Origin of the sequence: Pseudarthrobacter sp. B4EP4b, from assembly GCF_006680095.1 — a bacterium.
Classification (GTDB): Bacteria; Actinomycetota; Actinomycetes; order Actinomycetales; family Micrococcaceae; genus Arthrobacter.
Genome location: NZ_VHIJ01000010.1, coordinates 82,566 through 96,925 on the forward strand (window position 1 = coordinate 82,566; position 14,360 = coordinate 96,925).

A 14,360-nucleotide genomic window follows, 5' to 3' on the forward strand; every position below is an offset into this window, starting at 1 on the left:
CATGTCCCCGGTAGTAAAGGCCAGCCCCGCCAAGGCCAGCCCCGCCAAGGCCGGCACGGCCAAGGGGCGGGCCGGTTCCGCCAAAGCGGGCCGTCCCGCCAAAGCTCCCACCCTGCGGCATGAACGGACGTTTAAGGCGCAGGGCGTGCGCCTTATCGCCGGTGTTGATGAAGTGGGCCGCGGCGCTCTTGCCGGTCCCGTCAGCGTCGGCATCGCCGTGGTCGACGTGGAGCGCCAGCGGCCGCTGGCCGGGGTGCGGGACAGTAAGCTGCTCAGCCCGGCGGAACGGGAACGCCTTGACCCGCTGGTCCGCCGGTGGAGTGTGGCATCGGCGGTAGGGCATGCCTCAGCGCAGGAGATTGATGCCCTGGGCATTATTGCCGCGCTGCGTCTGGCTGGAACCCGCGCGTGGCAGGAGATTCTCGCGGCGGGTGTTACCCCGGACATGGTGCTCCTGGACGGCAGCCACAACTGGCTGTCCCCGGCAGAACAGCTGTCCCTCTTTGACGAGCCCGTGCTTGAAGCCGCCTGTGAGGCCCCCGTGCATACCAAGATCAAAGCGGACATGCAGTGCCTGAGCGTCGCTGCCGCGAGCGTGATTGCCAAGGTGGAGCGGGACAGGATGATGAAGGAACTCCATTTGGAGTACCCGGACTTCGGCTGGGACATCAACAAGGGCTATGCCACCGTGCTGCACCGGGACGTCCTCCGTGCGGCGGGTCCAACCCCGTACCACCGTGTAAGCTGGCGCCTGCTCGGCGGGGAGTTGCTCGACGGGGCGCTGGAGGATACCGGCGGTGACGATGTCCTGGGCGGCGACGCCGGCGGGCCTGCCGCTGAAGACTGAGCCCGTCCGCGGACTGGTTCCTGGTGGACTCTGCCGCCCATACGCCCGGCACGGGCTCCGGCGGCGCCGCACATGGTGCAAGATGGAAGCATGAGTGCTGAGGATCTTGAAAACTACGAAACCGACATGGAGCTGCAGCTCTACCGTGAATACCGCGACGTCGTCGGACTGTTCAGTTACGTTGTCGAGACCGAACGGCGCTTCTACCTTGCCAACCATGTGGACCTCCAGGCCCGCAGCGCCGACGGCGAAGTCTACTTCGACCTGACCCTGCAGGACGCCTGGGTGTGGGACGTGTACCGCTCGGCGCGGTTCGTTAAGAGTGTCCGGGTCCTTACGTTCAAGGACGTCAACGTGGAAGAGCTTCCGCGCAACGAAGAACTCGCACTGCCCAAGGATGTTGACCTGGGTCAGTAATACCTGACGGGCCGCCGGGGACTTGTCCTGCACAGTCACCCCCGGCGGCTGTTTTGTGCACATACGGCACAAGCTCCCTTACCTCCGCAACCGCGCGGCCGCAGGCTGGTTGCGGAGGTAGAAATGAAATCAAAAGACCTGTTGGGCCGCCGCGGCGAGGACCTCGCCACGTATTATCTTGAGTCCCTCGGCATGCTGGTGGTGGAGCGCAACTGGCGCTGCACCGAGGGCGAAATCGACATTGTGGCCCTCGACGGCGATGCCTTGGTGATTGCCGAAGTGAAGACCCGCCGATCCCTCGACTACGGCCACCCCTTTGAAGCGGTTGGTCCGGAGAAGCTCGCCCGCCTGCACCGGCTTGGTTCCGCCTGGTGCCGGGACCGGGAGCTGCGAATGCCGCTGCGGCGGGTGGATGTCATCGCCGTCCTGGACGACGGCGGCGGCGAACCCGTGGTGGAGCACCTCAAGGGGGTGGGCTGAATGGCCCTCGGCAGGACCTACTCCATAGCCCTCGTCGGGCTGAACGGCTACATCGTGGAGGTCGAGGCGGACATCGGCCAAACCCTGCCGGCTTTTATTCTTCTCGGGCTGCCGGACGCCTCGTTGAATGAAGCCAAGGAGCGCATCCGCTCGGCAGCCAAGAACTCCGGGATCCCGCTAAGCCGCCGGAAGATCACGGCCAACCTCATTCCGGCCTCATTGCCCAAACGCGGCTCGGGGTTCGACCTGGCAGTCACCATGGCGGTACTGCGGGCGGCGAACGACATCAAGCCAACGGGAAAGACTGTCTTTATCGCGGAGCTGGGGCTTGACGGCAGGCTGCGCCCGGTCCGCGGCATCCTGCCCGCCGTGATGGCATCGGTCCAGGCGGGCTATTCGGACATCGTGGTGGCGCATGCCAACCTGGCGGAGGCGGCCCTGGTTCCCGGCGCCAACGTCAGGGGTTACCACACCCTCGCCCGCCTGGCCCTCGATTTTGGCGCGGACCCGCAGGAGCTTGCCCTGGATTTTGAACCGGATGACTCGCAGCTTCCAGCCGATGAGGAGGAGGATGACGGCATCTGTCCGGACATGGCTGATGTCTCCGGGCAGGGCGATGCGAGGCGGGCCCTCGAAGTGGCAGCAGCCGGCGCACACCATCTCCTCCTGATGGGTCCGCCGGGCGCCGGCAAGACCATGCTGGCCGAGCGCCTTCCCGGGCTGTTGCCGGACCTTGCCGACCACGAGGCCATGGAGGTTACCGCCATCCATTCGCTCTGCGGCCTGCCATCGTCCTCAGCCCGGCTGCTGCGCCGCCCGCCCTTCGAAAGCCCGCACCACTCGGCCACCGCCGCCGCAATCATCGGCGGCGGCTCAGGCCTGCCCAGGCCCGGCGCCGCCTCCCGTGCCCACCGGGGCGTTCTCTTCCTGGACGAGGCTCCAGAGTATGAGCGCCGCGTGCTTGATGCACTGCGGCAGCCGTTGGAGAGTGGGGAACTGGTGATTCACCGCTCCGCCGGCACCGCTGCCTATCCTGCCCGGTTCCAGTTGGTTCTGGCCGCCAACCCCTGCCCCTGCGGCAAGGCTTCAGGCAAGGGCCTGGACTGCACCTGTACGCCGATGATGCGGCGGCGGTACCTGGCCCGGATGTCCGGCCCGCTGCTGGACCGGGTGGATATCCAGCTCCAGGTGGACAGGGTCTCCCTGGCAGAGTTCGGGCAGGGAGGCGCCGAGGAGAATACTGCGTCAGTAGCTGACAGGGTGCGCAATGCCCGCGGGCGGCAGCTTGAACGGCTGCAGCCCTTCGACCTGGAAACAAACGCCCAGGTACCCGGCCGCGTACTGCGGGGAGAACTTCGGCTTCCGGCGGCCTCCACCCGCATCCTTGACCATTCACTGGAACGCGGCGTACTCACCGCCCGCGGCTATGACCGGGTTCTTCGCTTGGCCTGGACCATGGCGGACCTGGGACACAGGGAACGGCCGGACGTCAACGATATCGGGCAGGCGCTGGGACTGCGGCAGGCTGCGGCGGTGGCCGCATGACGGGGATCGGGGCCGACCCTGAAAGGGTGGCGCGGGCCGCGCTTGCCAGGTTGATGGAACCCCAGGATGCCGCCGGGCTCGCACTGGTGCAGATCTGCGGCGCAGTGGATGCCCTGCGGATTGCCACCGGCCAGGTTTCTGCCGGAACGGAGCTGGAGCGTGAGATCACCTCGCTCCTTGCGGACAGCGGGTCCGCCACCAGCTGGTCCGGGATGGCCGCGTCGTTGAGGCGCTGGCAGCCCCGGATTCCGGATCTGGCACCGGAGCGGGACCTCGCAACCATGGCACGGCTGGGCGGCAGGCTGATCATCCCGTCGGACGAGTTGTGGCCGGTCCAGCTCTCCGACCTGGGCATCCAGGAACCCCTCTGCCTGTGGTGGCGGGGGACGGAGCAGCCCCTGCCGGGGGCGGAGAAGTGCATCGCGCTCGTAGGGTCCCGGGACAGCACCAGCTATGGCGCATCGGTTACAGGGGATATTGCCTACTCTTTGGCGCAGCGGGGCCTCACCATTGTGTCCGGGGGTGCCTACGGCATTGATGCGCACGCCCACCGTGCCGCACTTGCCGGCGCTTCGGCAGCAGTGCCCACCATCGCCGTGATGGCCGGCGGTGTTGACCGCTTCTACCCGTCCGGGAACGAAGACCTGCTCCGCGCCGTCTGCAACCAGGGGGCTGTGATAGCGGAAGTTCCACCAGGCTCGGCGCCCACCCGGTACCGGTTCCTGCAACGGAACAGGCTCATCGCCGCCATGTCGGCGGTGACGGTGGTTGTGGAAGCGCGCTGGCGGTCAGGAGCCTTAAACACAGCTCATCACGCCGAGACGCTGGGCCGGGCAGTGGGTGCTGTCCCCGGCTCGGTGCACAGCGCCAATTCGGCCGGCTGCCACCGGCTGCTCCGGGACGGGGGCGCCGTGTGTGTCACAGACGCGGCAGAAATCGCTGAGCTGGCAGGGCCCAGCGGCTCCGGCCTTCCGGAACCCCGCCAGGGCGGAGCCGAAGTCCAGGACGGGCTGACCCTCGAAGACCTGATCCTCCTGGATGCGCTTCCGCTACGGTCCACCACGTCGGTCGAGAAGCTCTGTTCCGTGGCCGGACTGGGACCGGAATCAGTGCGGGCCGGGCTCGGCCGGCTGGGGCTGCTCGGGCTGGCCGTGTCGGAGCGGGGCGGCTGGAAGCGTGGCAAGGCGTCGGCGTGACGAGGGCGGGTTCACCCAGGCAGCGGGGGCGGCGTGCTCGACGATTGGATCGTGTCCAGAACGCGGACGGCGGCAACACCTGAGACAGTAGGAGAGTGGAGAACCAGGAACTGCCCCGGGAACTAGGCCAGGCGCTGGGCGCCTTCGTGACGTACCTGTCGGGGGAGCGGGCCCTGTCCCAGCACACGGTGCGTGCTTATGAGGGCGACATCCGCAGCCTAATGGCCCATGCTGCTTCCGAGGGCGTAACCACGCTTGCTGACCTGGAACTCGGAACCCTGCGGCGGTGGCTGGGAGTGCAGAGCCAGTCGGGAGTGGCACGCTCCACCCTTGCACGGCGGGCCGCCACCGCGCGTGCCTTCACGGCATGGGCCCTCAGGGACGAGCACATCACCGCCGATCCGGCGCTGAGGCTCAAGGCACCCAAACGCGAGCAGTCCCTGCCCGGTGTCCTCCAGCCCCAGCAACTGACCAGGCTCCTGACCAGGCTGGAGGAAGCTGCCGCAGAGGGTGAACCCCTGCCCGTACGGGACAGGGCGATCGTCGAACTGCTCTATGCGACGGGAGTCCGGGTCGGGGAGCTCACAAGCCTCGACATCGATGACCTGGACCCGGACCGGCGGACGCTGCGTGTCATCGGCAAAGGCAATAAGGAACGCACCGTCCCCTACGGCGTGCCGGCGGCGGTGGCAGTGGATGACTGGCTCCGGCGGGGCCGGCCAAAGTTCGCCAGGGACAACAGCGGCCCCGCCCTCTTCCTGGGCGCCCGGGGAGGCCGGATGGACCAGCGGCAGGTCCGGTCGCTGGTCAATACCCTGTTCAATGCCTTGGGTGACACCTCGGCCTCCGGCCCGCACGCGCTTCGCCACTCGGCAGCCACGCACTTGCTGGACGGCGGCGCGGACCTGCGGGCCGTGCAGGAGATACTGGGGCACAGCAGCCTTGCCACCACCCAGATTTACACCCATGTCTCTGTGGACCGGCTTCGCAAGAGCTACCAGCAGGCACACCCCAGGGCATGACCCAATGCTGCCTGGATCAGCCAGGAATCGCACTGGCGTAATTAGGCAGCGTACGGCACAATAAGAGTCACGTCCGGCAACTTTCAAGTCCCGCTTGAAGCTCCATTGCTTGCTTCCGGTGGACCACCAAGTCCGGACACAGCTTTACCTGAACAGTTGAATATTGAGGCAGGGAAACAGGACCGGCAGTGCAGGGCACGGCGGTTCCATCCAGGCAGAGGTCGTTGGGGAAGACGTACCTAGAGCTATGGAGGATGGAATGTCTGTTGCAATGACCCGCGGTGTGCTGTTTGTTCACTCAGCCCCTACTGCTTTGTGCCCTCACGTTGAGTGGGCCATCGGCTCCGTCGTGGACAAGCGGACGGATCTTGAGTGGACCCCTCAGCCTGCCGCGCCTGGAATGTTCCGGGCCGAGTTGTCCTGGACCGGCGCCCCCGGGACGGGATCGAAGCTTGCCTCGTCCCTCCGCGGCTGGGCTCACCTCCGCTACGAGGTCACCGAGGAACCGAGCCAGGGTGTGGATGGCGGCCGGTGGTCGCATACCCCCGAGCTGGGAATCTTCCATGCCGTCACTGACGTGCACGGCAACATCATGGTGTCCGAGGACAGGATCCGCTACGCCTACGAATCCGGCGCGGGGGATCCTGCAGCTGTCTACCACGAGCTCTCGCTGGCCCTTGGTGAGGCCTGGGATGAGGAACTCGAACCCTTCCGGCACGCTGCCGAGGGCGCGCCCGTCCGCTGGCTGCACCAGGTGGGATAACCGCAGCAGAACACCCCCGACGCAGCCTGTCGCCATCGTGATAGAGACCGGCAGCAACATCAAGCAATCTCCATAGCACAACAGGAGGCCCCGCCAGCCGGCGGGGCCTCCTGTTGGTCTTTCGGCAGTAAGCGCCGGACTGCTGCTAGATGCTGCGGACGGCAACCACGGCGTTGTGCCCGCCGAAGCCGAAGGAGTTGCTCAGTGCCACGATGCTGCCAGCCGGCAGGTCCCTGGCCGAGGTGACCACGTCGAGCGGGATCTCCGGGTCCTGGTTCTCCAGGTTGATCGTCACCGGCGCCTTGCGCTCATACACGGCCAGCACCGTAAGCACGGCCTCAACTGCGCCGGACGCACCCAGGAGGTGGCCCATCTGCGACTTGGTGGCAGACACCGCCACGCTGTCCACATGGTTGCCCAGGGCAGCACGGAGTGCGGTGTACTCCGGCTTGTCGCCTACGGGGGTGGAGGTGGCGTGCGCGTTGACGTGCACCACGTCCTCGGCCTGGATCCGGCCGTCGAACATCGCAGCTTTCAGCGCGCGGGTTGCGCCAAGGCCTTCGGGGTCCGGGGCGGTGATGTGGTAGGCGTCCGCCGTGACGGAAGTACCGGCGAGTTCGCCGTAGATCCGGGCTCCGCGGGCCAGGGCGTGCTCCTCTGCCTCGAGGACCAGGGCGCCGGCGCCCTCGCCCATCACAAAGCCGTCACGGGCGGTGTCGTACGGGCGGGAGGCACCCTGCGGGTCGTCATTGCGCCGGGACAATGCCTGCATGGAGGCGAATGCTGCAAGCGGCATCGGGTGGATGGCGGCTTCGGCACCACCGCACATCACCACGTCTGCCTTGCCGGAGCGGATCAGTTCCAGGCCCAGGTGCATGGCTTCGGTGCCCGAGGCGCAGGCGGAAACGGGGGTGTGGGCGCCGGCGCGGGCGCCCAGGTCCAGGCTGACGGCCGCGGCAACACCGTTGGGCATCAGCATCGGAACGGTCATGGGGAGGACGCGGCGGGGGCCCTTTTCCTTCAAGGTGTCCCAGGCGTCCAGCAGGGTCCAGACCCCGCCAATACCGGTGGCGAAAGCCACAGCCAGCCGGTCCTTGTCGAATTCGGTGATACCGGAGTCGGCCCAGGCCTCGCGGGCCGCGATCACGCCGAACTGGGTGGAGGGGTCCATCCGCTTTGCCTCCACACGGCTCAGCACCTCCAGCGCGGGAGTGCTGCAGCGGGCTGCGAAGTGGACGGGCAGTTCGTACTTGGCTACCCAGTCGTCCTCCAGGGTGCGGGCACCGGAGACCCCCTTGAGCGCGTTGTTCCACATCGTGGGTACATCGCCGCCGATGGGTGTGGTGGCACCCAGACCGGTAATGACTACTTTGCGTGTCATGGGATCACTCTTTCGTCGGTGGGAATCCGTCTGCCGGAGGGTCCCGCGTTTTGATGGTCGGCACGCTTGCACGCGCAAGGTGCCGGAAAATGCGGCGGGCTGCCGGTCCGGTCATCCGGACCGGCAGCCCTGCCAAGCCGTAGTACGGCGAAAGCCTGGAACTAGGCCTGTGCTCCAGCGATGAAGCTGACGGCGTCGCCGACGGTCTTGAGGTTCTTGACCTCTTCGTCCGGGATGCGCACGCCGAACTTCTCTTCGGCGTTGACCACGATGGTCATCATGGAGATGGAGTCGATGTCCAGGTCCTCGGTGAAGGACTTGTCCAGCTCCACAGCCTCGGGGGCCAGGCCGGTTTCTTCGTTCACGATTTCAGCCAGGCCGGCCAGGATCTCTTCGTTGCTAGCCATGTGATGGCTCCTTTTCTTGTATTGCCGGCAAGTACTGCCGGAAATGGCTCAGGACGCGGTTGCGGCCTGTTGGGGGCGCTTCTAGGGAAGGACAACTACCTGGGCGCCGAAGACCAGCCCGGCACCGAATCCGATCTGCAGTGCCAGGCCGCCGCTCAGTTCCGGCTTTTCCGCCAGGAGGCGGTGGGTAGCCAGCGGGATGGATGCCGCAGAGGTGTTTCCTGCGTCGGCGATGTCCCGTGCCACTGTAACTGTCTCGGGCAGTTTCAGCTTCTTCACCATCTCGTCGATGATGCGCATGTTGGCCTGGTGGGGGATAAACGCCACCAGGTCCTCAGCGGTCACACCGGCCGCCTCGAGGGCCTGCTGGGCGACCTTCGCCATTTCCCAGACGGCCCAGCGGAATACGGTCTGGCCATCCTGGCGCAGCGTGGGGTAGAGCTCCTGGGCCTCTTCGAGCAGGGCGAGGTCGCCGGTGGAGTCGGACTGCCGGGCGGCCATGCCGAGGTCACGGACGTCCAGCATGGACCGGGTCATGCCGATGGCGTCCCACTTGCTGCCATCCGAGCCCCACACGGACGGCGCGATGCCGGGAGTCTCGGAGGGGCCAATGACGACGGCGCCTGCACCGTCCCCGAGCAGGAAGGAGATGGTGCGTTCCCGGTTGTCGATGACGTCGGAGAGCTTTTCGGCGCCGACCACCAGCACATACTTCGCAGCTCCGGAGCGCACCAGTGAGTCACCCTGCGCGATGCCGTAGCAGTAACCGGCGCAGGCAGCCGAGATGTCAAAGGCGGGGGCAGGGGTGGCGCCGAGTCGGTCCGCCAGGCTGGCAGCAGCCGACGGCGTGGCGTACGGGTGGGTGACCGTGGAGACAATGACGGCGCCCAGGTCCGAGCCTTGGATGCCGGCCCTTTCCATGGCCTCGCGGGCAGCGCCCTCGGCCATGTCGATAACGCTGATGTCGGCGGGGGCGCGGTGCCGGGTGACAATCCCGGTGCGCTGGCGGATCCATTCGTCAGAGGAGTCGATCCACTGGCAGACGTCTTCATTGGTGACGATCACATCGGGGCGGTAAGCACCGAGACCCAGGATCCGGGTGTGCTCCTGAATGGGAGCCTGCTTCAGCGTGGGAACGCTCATGCGTTGCCCTCCAGTTCTGCGAAAAGGGCCAGGGCGGCGGAAAGGTCATCGGGAGTCTTGACTGCAACGGTCTTGACGCCCGGCATGCCCCGCTTGGCAAGCCCGGCAAGCGTGCCTGCCGGAGCCAGTTCGATGACGCCGGTGACGCCGCGCTGGACCAGCGCCTCCATGCAGAGGTCCCAGCGCACGGGCCGGGACACCTGGGCGATCAGGCTTTCGACGGCGGCACCGCCGTCGGTGACCTCCCCACCGTCGTAATTCGACAGCAGGGGAACCTTCGGGGCCTGCGGCTTCAGCTGCGGCTCCAGTGCCTTGAGCGTGCTGACAGCCGGAGACATGTGGCTGGTGTGGAAGGCGCCGGCAACCTTCAGTGGAATGACGCGCGCCTTGGCAGGCGGATTGTCCGCGAGGGCCTTGAGCTGTTCGAACGTCCCGGCGGCCACGGTCTGCCCGGCGCCGTTGACGTTGGCGGGGGTGGCGCCTGCTGCTTCGATCGCAGCCAGGACCTCTGCCGGGTCCCCGCCTACCACGGCACTCATGCCGGTAGGCGTGACGGATGCGGCAGCGGCCATGCTGTTGGCCCGCTCACGGACGAAGGTCATGGCTTCCTGCTCGGTGAGGACTCCGGCAAGCGCCGATGCCGTGATTTCACCGACGGAATGTCCCGCCAGGATAACCGGCAGGGAGTTCAGCTCGACGTCGAAAAGGGATGCGGCGGCGACGAGGCCGGCCGCAACGATCAGGGGCTGCGCCACGGCAGTGTCCTTGATGGTTTCCTCATCCGAGGTGGTCCCGTGCGCGATCAGGTCAATGCCTGCGATGTCGCTCAGGGCGGCCAGCTGGCCTGCCACCGGGGGCAGTTCAAGCCAGGGGGCCAGAAAACCCGGGGTTTGCGAGCCCTGTCCAGGGCAGACTATTGCAAGCACGTAACCAGCTTTCCAAATACTGTGTGATGGAGCGGTGTTTGTCCGCACCAAGCTCACGGGGTCAGGTTGTAGGAAGTCTACAACGCCTCAGGGTTGGTTCCGGGACGGATGGCGCTCCGCGGCGGCTTTGGGCGGGGCTGAAAGACGGCCAACCACGAGGGCGGCCTGGAGGACAAACGCCTCCCGCGGCAGGAGCGGATCCCAGCCAGTGACGTCACAAACCCGCTTCAGCCGGTACCTGACAGTGTTCGCATGGACGAAGAGCTCACGGGCCGTTGCCTCCAGGGAATGGCCCAGTTCCAGGTAGGTTCCGAGCGTTTCCACCAGTCCGTTGGACGCTGCCAGGAGTGGCCGGTAAATGTTTTTGACCAGGGAGCGGCGGGCCGCGTCATCACCGGAGATGACGCGCTCGGGGAGGAGATCATCGGCGGCAACCGGCCGCGGGGCGGCAGGCCAGGCGCGCGCAGCCGTGAGGCCGGCGAACGCGGACTGCGCCGAGCCACTGGCTTCCAGCAGGGAACTGGCTTCGGGGCCATACACCACGGGTCCGGGAGCGAACATGTCGCTGAGCTTCACGTAGGCGGTTTCCCGGTCCTGCACGCCACCCAGGATCAGGATGAGCCGGTCGCCCTGGATGCCCACCAGCGCGTCCTCCGCGTAACGGCCAGCCATCCGGCGGAGTTCGCTGACGTAACTGGCGCTCGGCTCCGAGGGGGAATTGCCCACCATCACCGTGAACCGTTCCTGCGCCTTCCAACCCAGTGCGGCGATCCTTGACCGCAGGGCGTCAGTGTTTTCGCCGCGCAGGATGGCATCCACAATCAGGGCTTCCAGCCGCGTGTCCCAGGAGCCGCGGGATTCAGCCGCCCGGGCATAAACATCCGCGGCGGCGAACGCCACCTCGCGGGAGTAGCGGAGCACAGCCTCTCGCAGGGATGGCTGGTCAGCCTCGGGCGCGATGACCGGAACCTGGTCTTCCACCACTTCCACCACGATCCGGATCAACTGCAGCGCTTTCTGCAGGCTGATGGACCGGGTCAACTCCGTGGGTGCCGTGCCGAAAACATCTGTGAGGATCCACGACGGCGAACTTGGGCGCTCGTACCAGGTGACAAAAGCGGCGATGCCGTTCTGCGCCACCATCCCGAGGGCGGAACGCTCGTCTGAGCTGAGCCGGCTGTACCAGGGCAGGGATTTTTCCAGCTCGCGCATGGTGGTGGTGGAAAGCTGGCCAACGTTCGCCCGCAGTTTCTTCAGGGTTTCGGACTTCTCCGGAGTCACTCCGGGGAGGGACTGTTTGCGCTTCGCGGACGGTGTTGCAGGTGCTGGCATTCTTTGAGCATACGGCCCCTGCCCTGCAAGCTCCATTTGTGCGAAGGCTACAATCCGGCTGGTTGTGCGTCACAACCGTTGCCGCGCGGACAGACGACGGCGGCCCCCGCCTTTCGGTGGGGGCCGCCGTCGCGTTGCTGGCTCTTTAGCGGGTGAGGCTACGCTTCGCCTCCGGCGTTGCCGGTGGAACCTGCATTCACGTTGTGCAGCCGGTACTTGTCAATCGCCTTGGCCGGAGCCTGGGGATCAACCTCACCGCGGCGGGCCAGCATCTCCAAAGACCGAACCACAATGGAGTGGATATCGATCTTGAAGAAGCGGCGGGCTGCGGCGCGCGTGTCGGAGAAGCCGAAGCCGTCGGCGCCGAGGGTGGCGAATTCGTTGGGCACGAACTGGCGGATCTGGTCCGGGACGGCCTTCATGTAATCGCTGACGGCGACGACGGGGCCGGTGGCGCCTTCGAGCTGTTTGGTGACGAACGGGACGCGGGCGGGCTGGCCGGGGTTGAGGAAGGCTTCCTCTTCGGCGGCCAGGCCGTCGCGGCGCAGTTCGTTCCAGGAGGTGACGGACCAGACGTCGGCGGAGACGCCCCAGTCGTCGGCCAGGAGCTGCTGTGCCTCCAGGGCCCACGGCACCGACACACCCGAGGCGAGGATCTGGGTCCGGGGACCGTCGATCTTCGCCGGGGCGAGCAGGTAGATGCCCTTGATAACGCCTTCGACGTCCAGCTCTTCGGGTTCGGCGGGCTGGGTGATGGGCTCGTTGTACACGGTTAGGTAGTACATGAGGTTCCGGTCGTCCGATTCCGGCCCGTACATGCGTTCGAGGCCGTCGCGGATGATGTGGCCCATTTCGTAGCCGTAGGCGGGGTCGTAGGTGACTACTGCCGGGTTGGTGGAGGCCAGGAGCGGGGAGTGGCCGTCGGCGTGCTGGAGGCCTTCGCCGGTGAGGGTGGTCCGTCCTGCGGTGGCGCCGATGATGAAGCCGCGGGTCATCTGGTCTGCTGCTGCCCAGAAGGCGTCGCCGGTGCGCTGGAAGCCGAACATGGAGTAGAACACGTAGACCGGGACCAGGGGAACGCCGTGGGTGGCGTAGGCGGTACCGGCGGCGGTGAACGCTGCCACGGCCCCGGCTTCGTTGATGCCGGGGTGGATCAGCTGGCCCTGGGCGGACTCTTTGTAGGCCAGGACCAGGTCCCGGTCCACAGACAGGTAGTTCTGACCCTTGGGGTTGTAAATCTTCGCCGTCGGGAAGAACGCATCCATACCGAAGGTGCGCGCCTCGTCCGGGATGATCGGGGCAATGTGCTTGCCGAACTCCTTGTCCCGCATCAGGTCCTTCAGGAGACGGACGAAGGCCATGGTGGTGGCGGCCTGCTGCTTGCCCGAGCCTCGCTTGGCCACCTCGTAGGACTTCGCGTCCGGCAGGGTGATCGCCGCGTGCTTGCTGCGGCGCTCGGGAACGGACCCGCCCAAAGCGGCCCGGCGCTCCATCATGTACTGGATTTCCGGGGCGTCCGTACCGGGGTGGTAGTACGGCGGCTGGTACGGGTCTTTTTCGAGCTGCTCATCCGTGACCGGGATCCGCAGGTGGTCGCGGAACTTCTTGAGGTCGTCGAGGGTGAGTTTTTTCATTTGGTGGGTGGCGTTGCGGCCTTCGAAGTGGGGTCCGAGTCCGTAGCCCTTGACGGTTTTGGCGAGGATGACGGTGGGTTTGCCCTTGAATTCGGTGGCGGCCTTGTACGCGGCGTAGACCTTGCGGTAGTCGTGGCCGCCGCGTTTGAGGTTCCAGATCTGGTCATCGGTGAGGTCCGCGACTAGGTCTTTGGTGCGGGGGTCCTTGCCGAAGAAGTGTTCGCGGACGAACCCGCCGGATTCGGCCTTGTAGGTCTGGTAGTCACCGTCGGGGGTTTCGTTCATGATTTTCACGAGCGAGCCGTCGGTGTCGCGGGCCAGCAGGTCATCCCATTCCCGGCCCCAGACCACCTTGATGACGTTCCAGCCCGCGCCGCGGAAGAACGCTTCGAGTTCCTGCATGATCTTGCCGTTGCCGCGCACCGGCCCGTCCAGGCGCTGGAGGTTGCAGTTGATCACGAAGTTCAGGTTGTCCAGGTTCTCGTTCGCGGCGAGCTGGAGCAGGCCGCGGGATTCGGGCTCGTCCATTTCCCCGTCGCCCAGGAACGCCCAGACCTGCTGGTCACTGGTGTCTTTCAGGCCCCGGTTGTGCAGGTACCGGTTGGACTGTGCCTGGTAGATCGCGTTCATCGGCCCGATGCCCATGGACACGGTGGGGAATTCCCAGAACTGCGGCATCAACCTGGGGTGCGGGTAGGAGGACAGGGCGTGGCCGGCGCGGGATTTTTCCTGCCGGAACCCGTCCAGGTCCTCCTCGGAGAGCCGGCCTTCCATAAACGCCCTGGCGTACATGCCGGGGGAGGCGTGGCCCTGGAAGAAGACCTGGTCCCCGCCGCCGGGGTGGTCCTTGCCGCGGAAGAAGTGGTTGAAGCCCACCTCGTACAGGGTCGCAGCGCCGGCGTAGGTGGAGATGTGCCCGCCCACCCCGATGTTTGGGCGCTGGGACCGGTGGACCATCACGGCGGCGTTCCAGCGCATATAGGCACGGTACCGGCGCTCGTATTCCTCGTTGCCCGGGAACTGCGCTTCCTGGTCCGCCGGGATGGTGTTCACGTAATCGGTGGTGGTCACCATCGGCACGCCCACGCTCTGCGCCCCCGCGCGCTGCAGCAGGCTCCGCATGATGTATTGGGCACGCTCGGTGCCCTGTTCCCTGATCAACGAATCCAGGGACTCAACCCACTCGGCGGTCTCTTCCGGATCACGATCAGGCAGCTGGTTAGTCAACCCGCTGAGGATATGGGAGGTATCTTCTCCTGCAGCCACG

The 14,360-nt window shown here is 66.3% G+C and carries 13 protein-coding genes; 7 read left to right on the forward strand and 6 right to left on the reverse strand.

Annotated elements, in window-relative coordinates; translation table 11 throughout:
* Position 1: 1 nt before the first annotated feature.
* The 7 genes from FNL14_RS04420 (at position 2) to FNL14_RS04450 (ending at position 6,270) form a co-directional block, all read left to right on the forward strand.
* Positions 2-847: a ribonuclease HII gene (locus FNL14_RS04420; RefSeq protein ID WP_255470695.1), complete on the forward strand. Its 846-nt coding sequence runs from the start codon at positions 2-4 to the stop codon at positions 845-847.
* A 90-nt stretch (positions 848-937) separates the two neighbouring features.
* Complete coding sequence (locus FNL14_RS04425; RefSeq protein ID WP_013601392.1) at positions 938-1,264, forward strand: DUF2469 domain-containing protein; 327 nt, start codon at positions 938-940, stop codon at positions 1,262-1,264.
* Between the two features lie 123 nt (positions 1,265-1,387).
* Entirely contained in the window at positions 1,388-1,744 is a 357-nt protein-coding gene (locus FNL14_RS04430) for a YraN family protein (RefSeq protein ID WP_142057969.1), read from the forward strand.
* Positions 1,745-3,289, forward strand: coding sequence for a YifB family Mg chelatase-like AAA ATPase (locus FNL14_RS04435; RefSeq protein ID WP_142057971.1), 1,545 nt, complete (start codon positions 1,745-1,747; stop codon positions 3,287-3,289). It begins immediately after the preceding gene.
* On the forward strand, positions 3,286-4,485 hold the full coding sequence (gene dprA / locus FNL14_RS04440) for a DNA-processing protein DprA (protein WP_142057973.1): 1,200 nt from the start codon (positions 3,286-3,288) through the stop codon (positions 4,483-4,485). The genes FNL14_RS04435 and dprA overlap by 4 nt, the downstream gene beginning before the upstream one ends.
* 95 nt (positions 4,486-4,580) lie before the next feature.
* On the forward strand, positions 4,581-5,507 hold the full coding sequence (locus FNL14_RS04445; protein ID WP_142057975.1) for a tyrosine recombinase XerC: 927 nt from the start codon (positions 4,581-4,583) through the stop codon (positions 5,505-5,507).
* Between the two features lie 259 nt (positions 5,508-5,766).
* Positions 5,767-6,270: a DUF3145 domain-containing protein gene (locus FNL14_RS04450; protein WP_041652118.1), complete on the forward strand. Its 504-nt coding sequence runs from the start codon at positions 5,767-5,769 to the stop codon at positions 6,268-6,270.
* A 145-nt stretch (positions 6,271-6,415) separates the two neighbouring features.
* On the opposite strand, the gene FNL14_RS04455 is transcribed toward FNL14_RS04450, so the two are convergent.
* The 6 genes from FNL14_RS04455 to aceE all read right to left on the reverse strand — a co-directional run bounded on the left by FNL14_RS04455 (position 6,416) and on the right by aceE (position 14,359).
* Positions 6,416-7,651 (reverse strand): beta-ketoacyl synthase, encoded by a 1,236-nt coding sequence (locus FNL14_RS04455; protein WP_091415953.1) that lies wholly within the window; start codon positions 7,649-7,651, stop codon positions 6,416-6,418.
* A gap of 161 nt (positions 7,652-7,812) precedes the next feature.
* Positions 7,813-8,058 carry an acyl carrier protein gene (locus FNL14_RS04460; RefSeq protein WP_009359314.1) on the reverse strand — a complete coding sequence of 82 codons (246 nt, stop codon included), beginning with the start codon at positions 8,056-8,058 and terminating at the stop codon, positions 7,813-7,815.
* 81 nt (positions 8,059-8,139) lie between these two features.
* Positions 8,140-9,201 carry a beta-ketoacyl-ACP synthase III gene (locus FNL14_RS04465; RefSeq protein ID WP_142057977.1) on the reverse strand — a complete coding sequence of 354 codons (1,062 nt, stop codon included), beginning with the start codon at positions 9,199-9,201 and terminating at the stop codon, positions 8,140-8,142.
* A complete protein-coding gene (locus FNL14_RS04470) occupies positions 9,198-10,127 on the reverse strand; it encodes an ACP S-malonyltransferase (protein ID WP_091415957.1) in 930 nt (309 codons plus the stop codon). The genes FNL14_RS04465 and FNL14_RS04470 overlap by 4 nt, the downstream gene beginning before the upstream one ends.
* Positions 10,128-10,214: 87 nt before the next feature.
* Positions 10,215-11,459 (reverse strand): CdaR family transcriptional regulator, encoded by a 1,245-nt coding sequence (locus FNL14_RS04475; RefSeq protein ID WP_091415960.1) that lies wholly within the window; start codon positions 11,457-11,459, stop codon positions 10,215-10,217.
* Positions 11,460-11,617: 158 nt separating this feature from the next.
* On the reverse strand, positions 11,618-14,359 hold the full coding sequence (aceE, locus tag FNL14_RS04480; RefSeq protein WP_142057979.1) for a pyruvate dehydrogenase (acetyl-transferring), homodimeric type: 2,742 nt from the start codon (positions 14,357-14,359) through the stop codon (positions 11,618-11,620).
* Position 14,360: the final 1 nt, after the last annotated feature.

Excerpts from the sequence above, each read along its gene's own strand:
- FNL14_RS04420 (WP_255470695.1), top strand. The coding sequence starts at position 2 with ATGTCCCCGGTAGTAAAGGCCAGCCCCGCCAAGGCCAGCCCCGCCAAG.
- FNL14_RS04425 (WP_013601392.1), top strand. The coding sequence starts at position 938 with ATGAGTGCTGAGGATCTTGAAAACTACGAAACCGACATGGAGCTGCAG.
- FNL14_RS04430 (WP_142057969.1), top strand. The coding sequence starts at position 1,388 with ATGAAATCAAAAGACCTGTTGGGCCGCCGCGGCGAGGACCTCGCCACG.
- FNL14_RS04435 (WP_142057971.1), top strand. The coding sequence starts at position 1,745 with ATGGCCCTCGGCAGGACCTACTCCATAGCCCTCGTCGGGCTGAACGGC.
- dprA (WP_142057973.1), top strand. The coding sequence starts at position 3,286 with ATGACGGGGATCGGGGCCGACCCTGAAAGGGTGGCGCGGGCCGCGCTT.
- FNL14_RS04450 (WP_041652118.1), top strand. The coding sequence starts at position 5,767 with ATGTCTGTTGCAATGACCCGCGGTGTGCTGTTTGTTCACTCAGCCCCT.
- FNL14_RS04455 (WP_091415953.1), bottom strand. The coding sequence starts at position 7,651 with ATGACACGCAAAGTAGTCATTACCGGTCTGGGTGCCACCACACCCATC.
- FNL14_RS04460 (WP_009359314.1), bottom strand. The coding sequence starts at position 8,058 with ATGGCTAGCAACGAAGAGATCCTGGCCGGCCTGGCTGAAATCGTGAAC.
- FNL14_RS04465 (WP_142057977.1), bottom strand. The coding sequence starts at position 9,201 with ATGAGCGTTCCCACGCTGAAGCAGGCTCCCATTCAGGAGCACACCCGG.
- FNL14_RS04475 (WP_091415960.1), bottom strand. The coding sequence starts at position 11,459 with ATGCCAGCACCTGCAACACCGTCCGCGAAGCGCAAACAGTCCCTCCCC.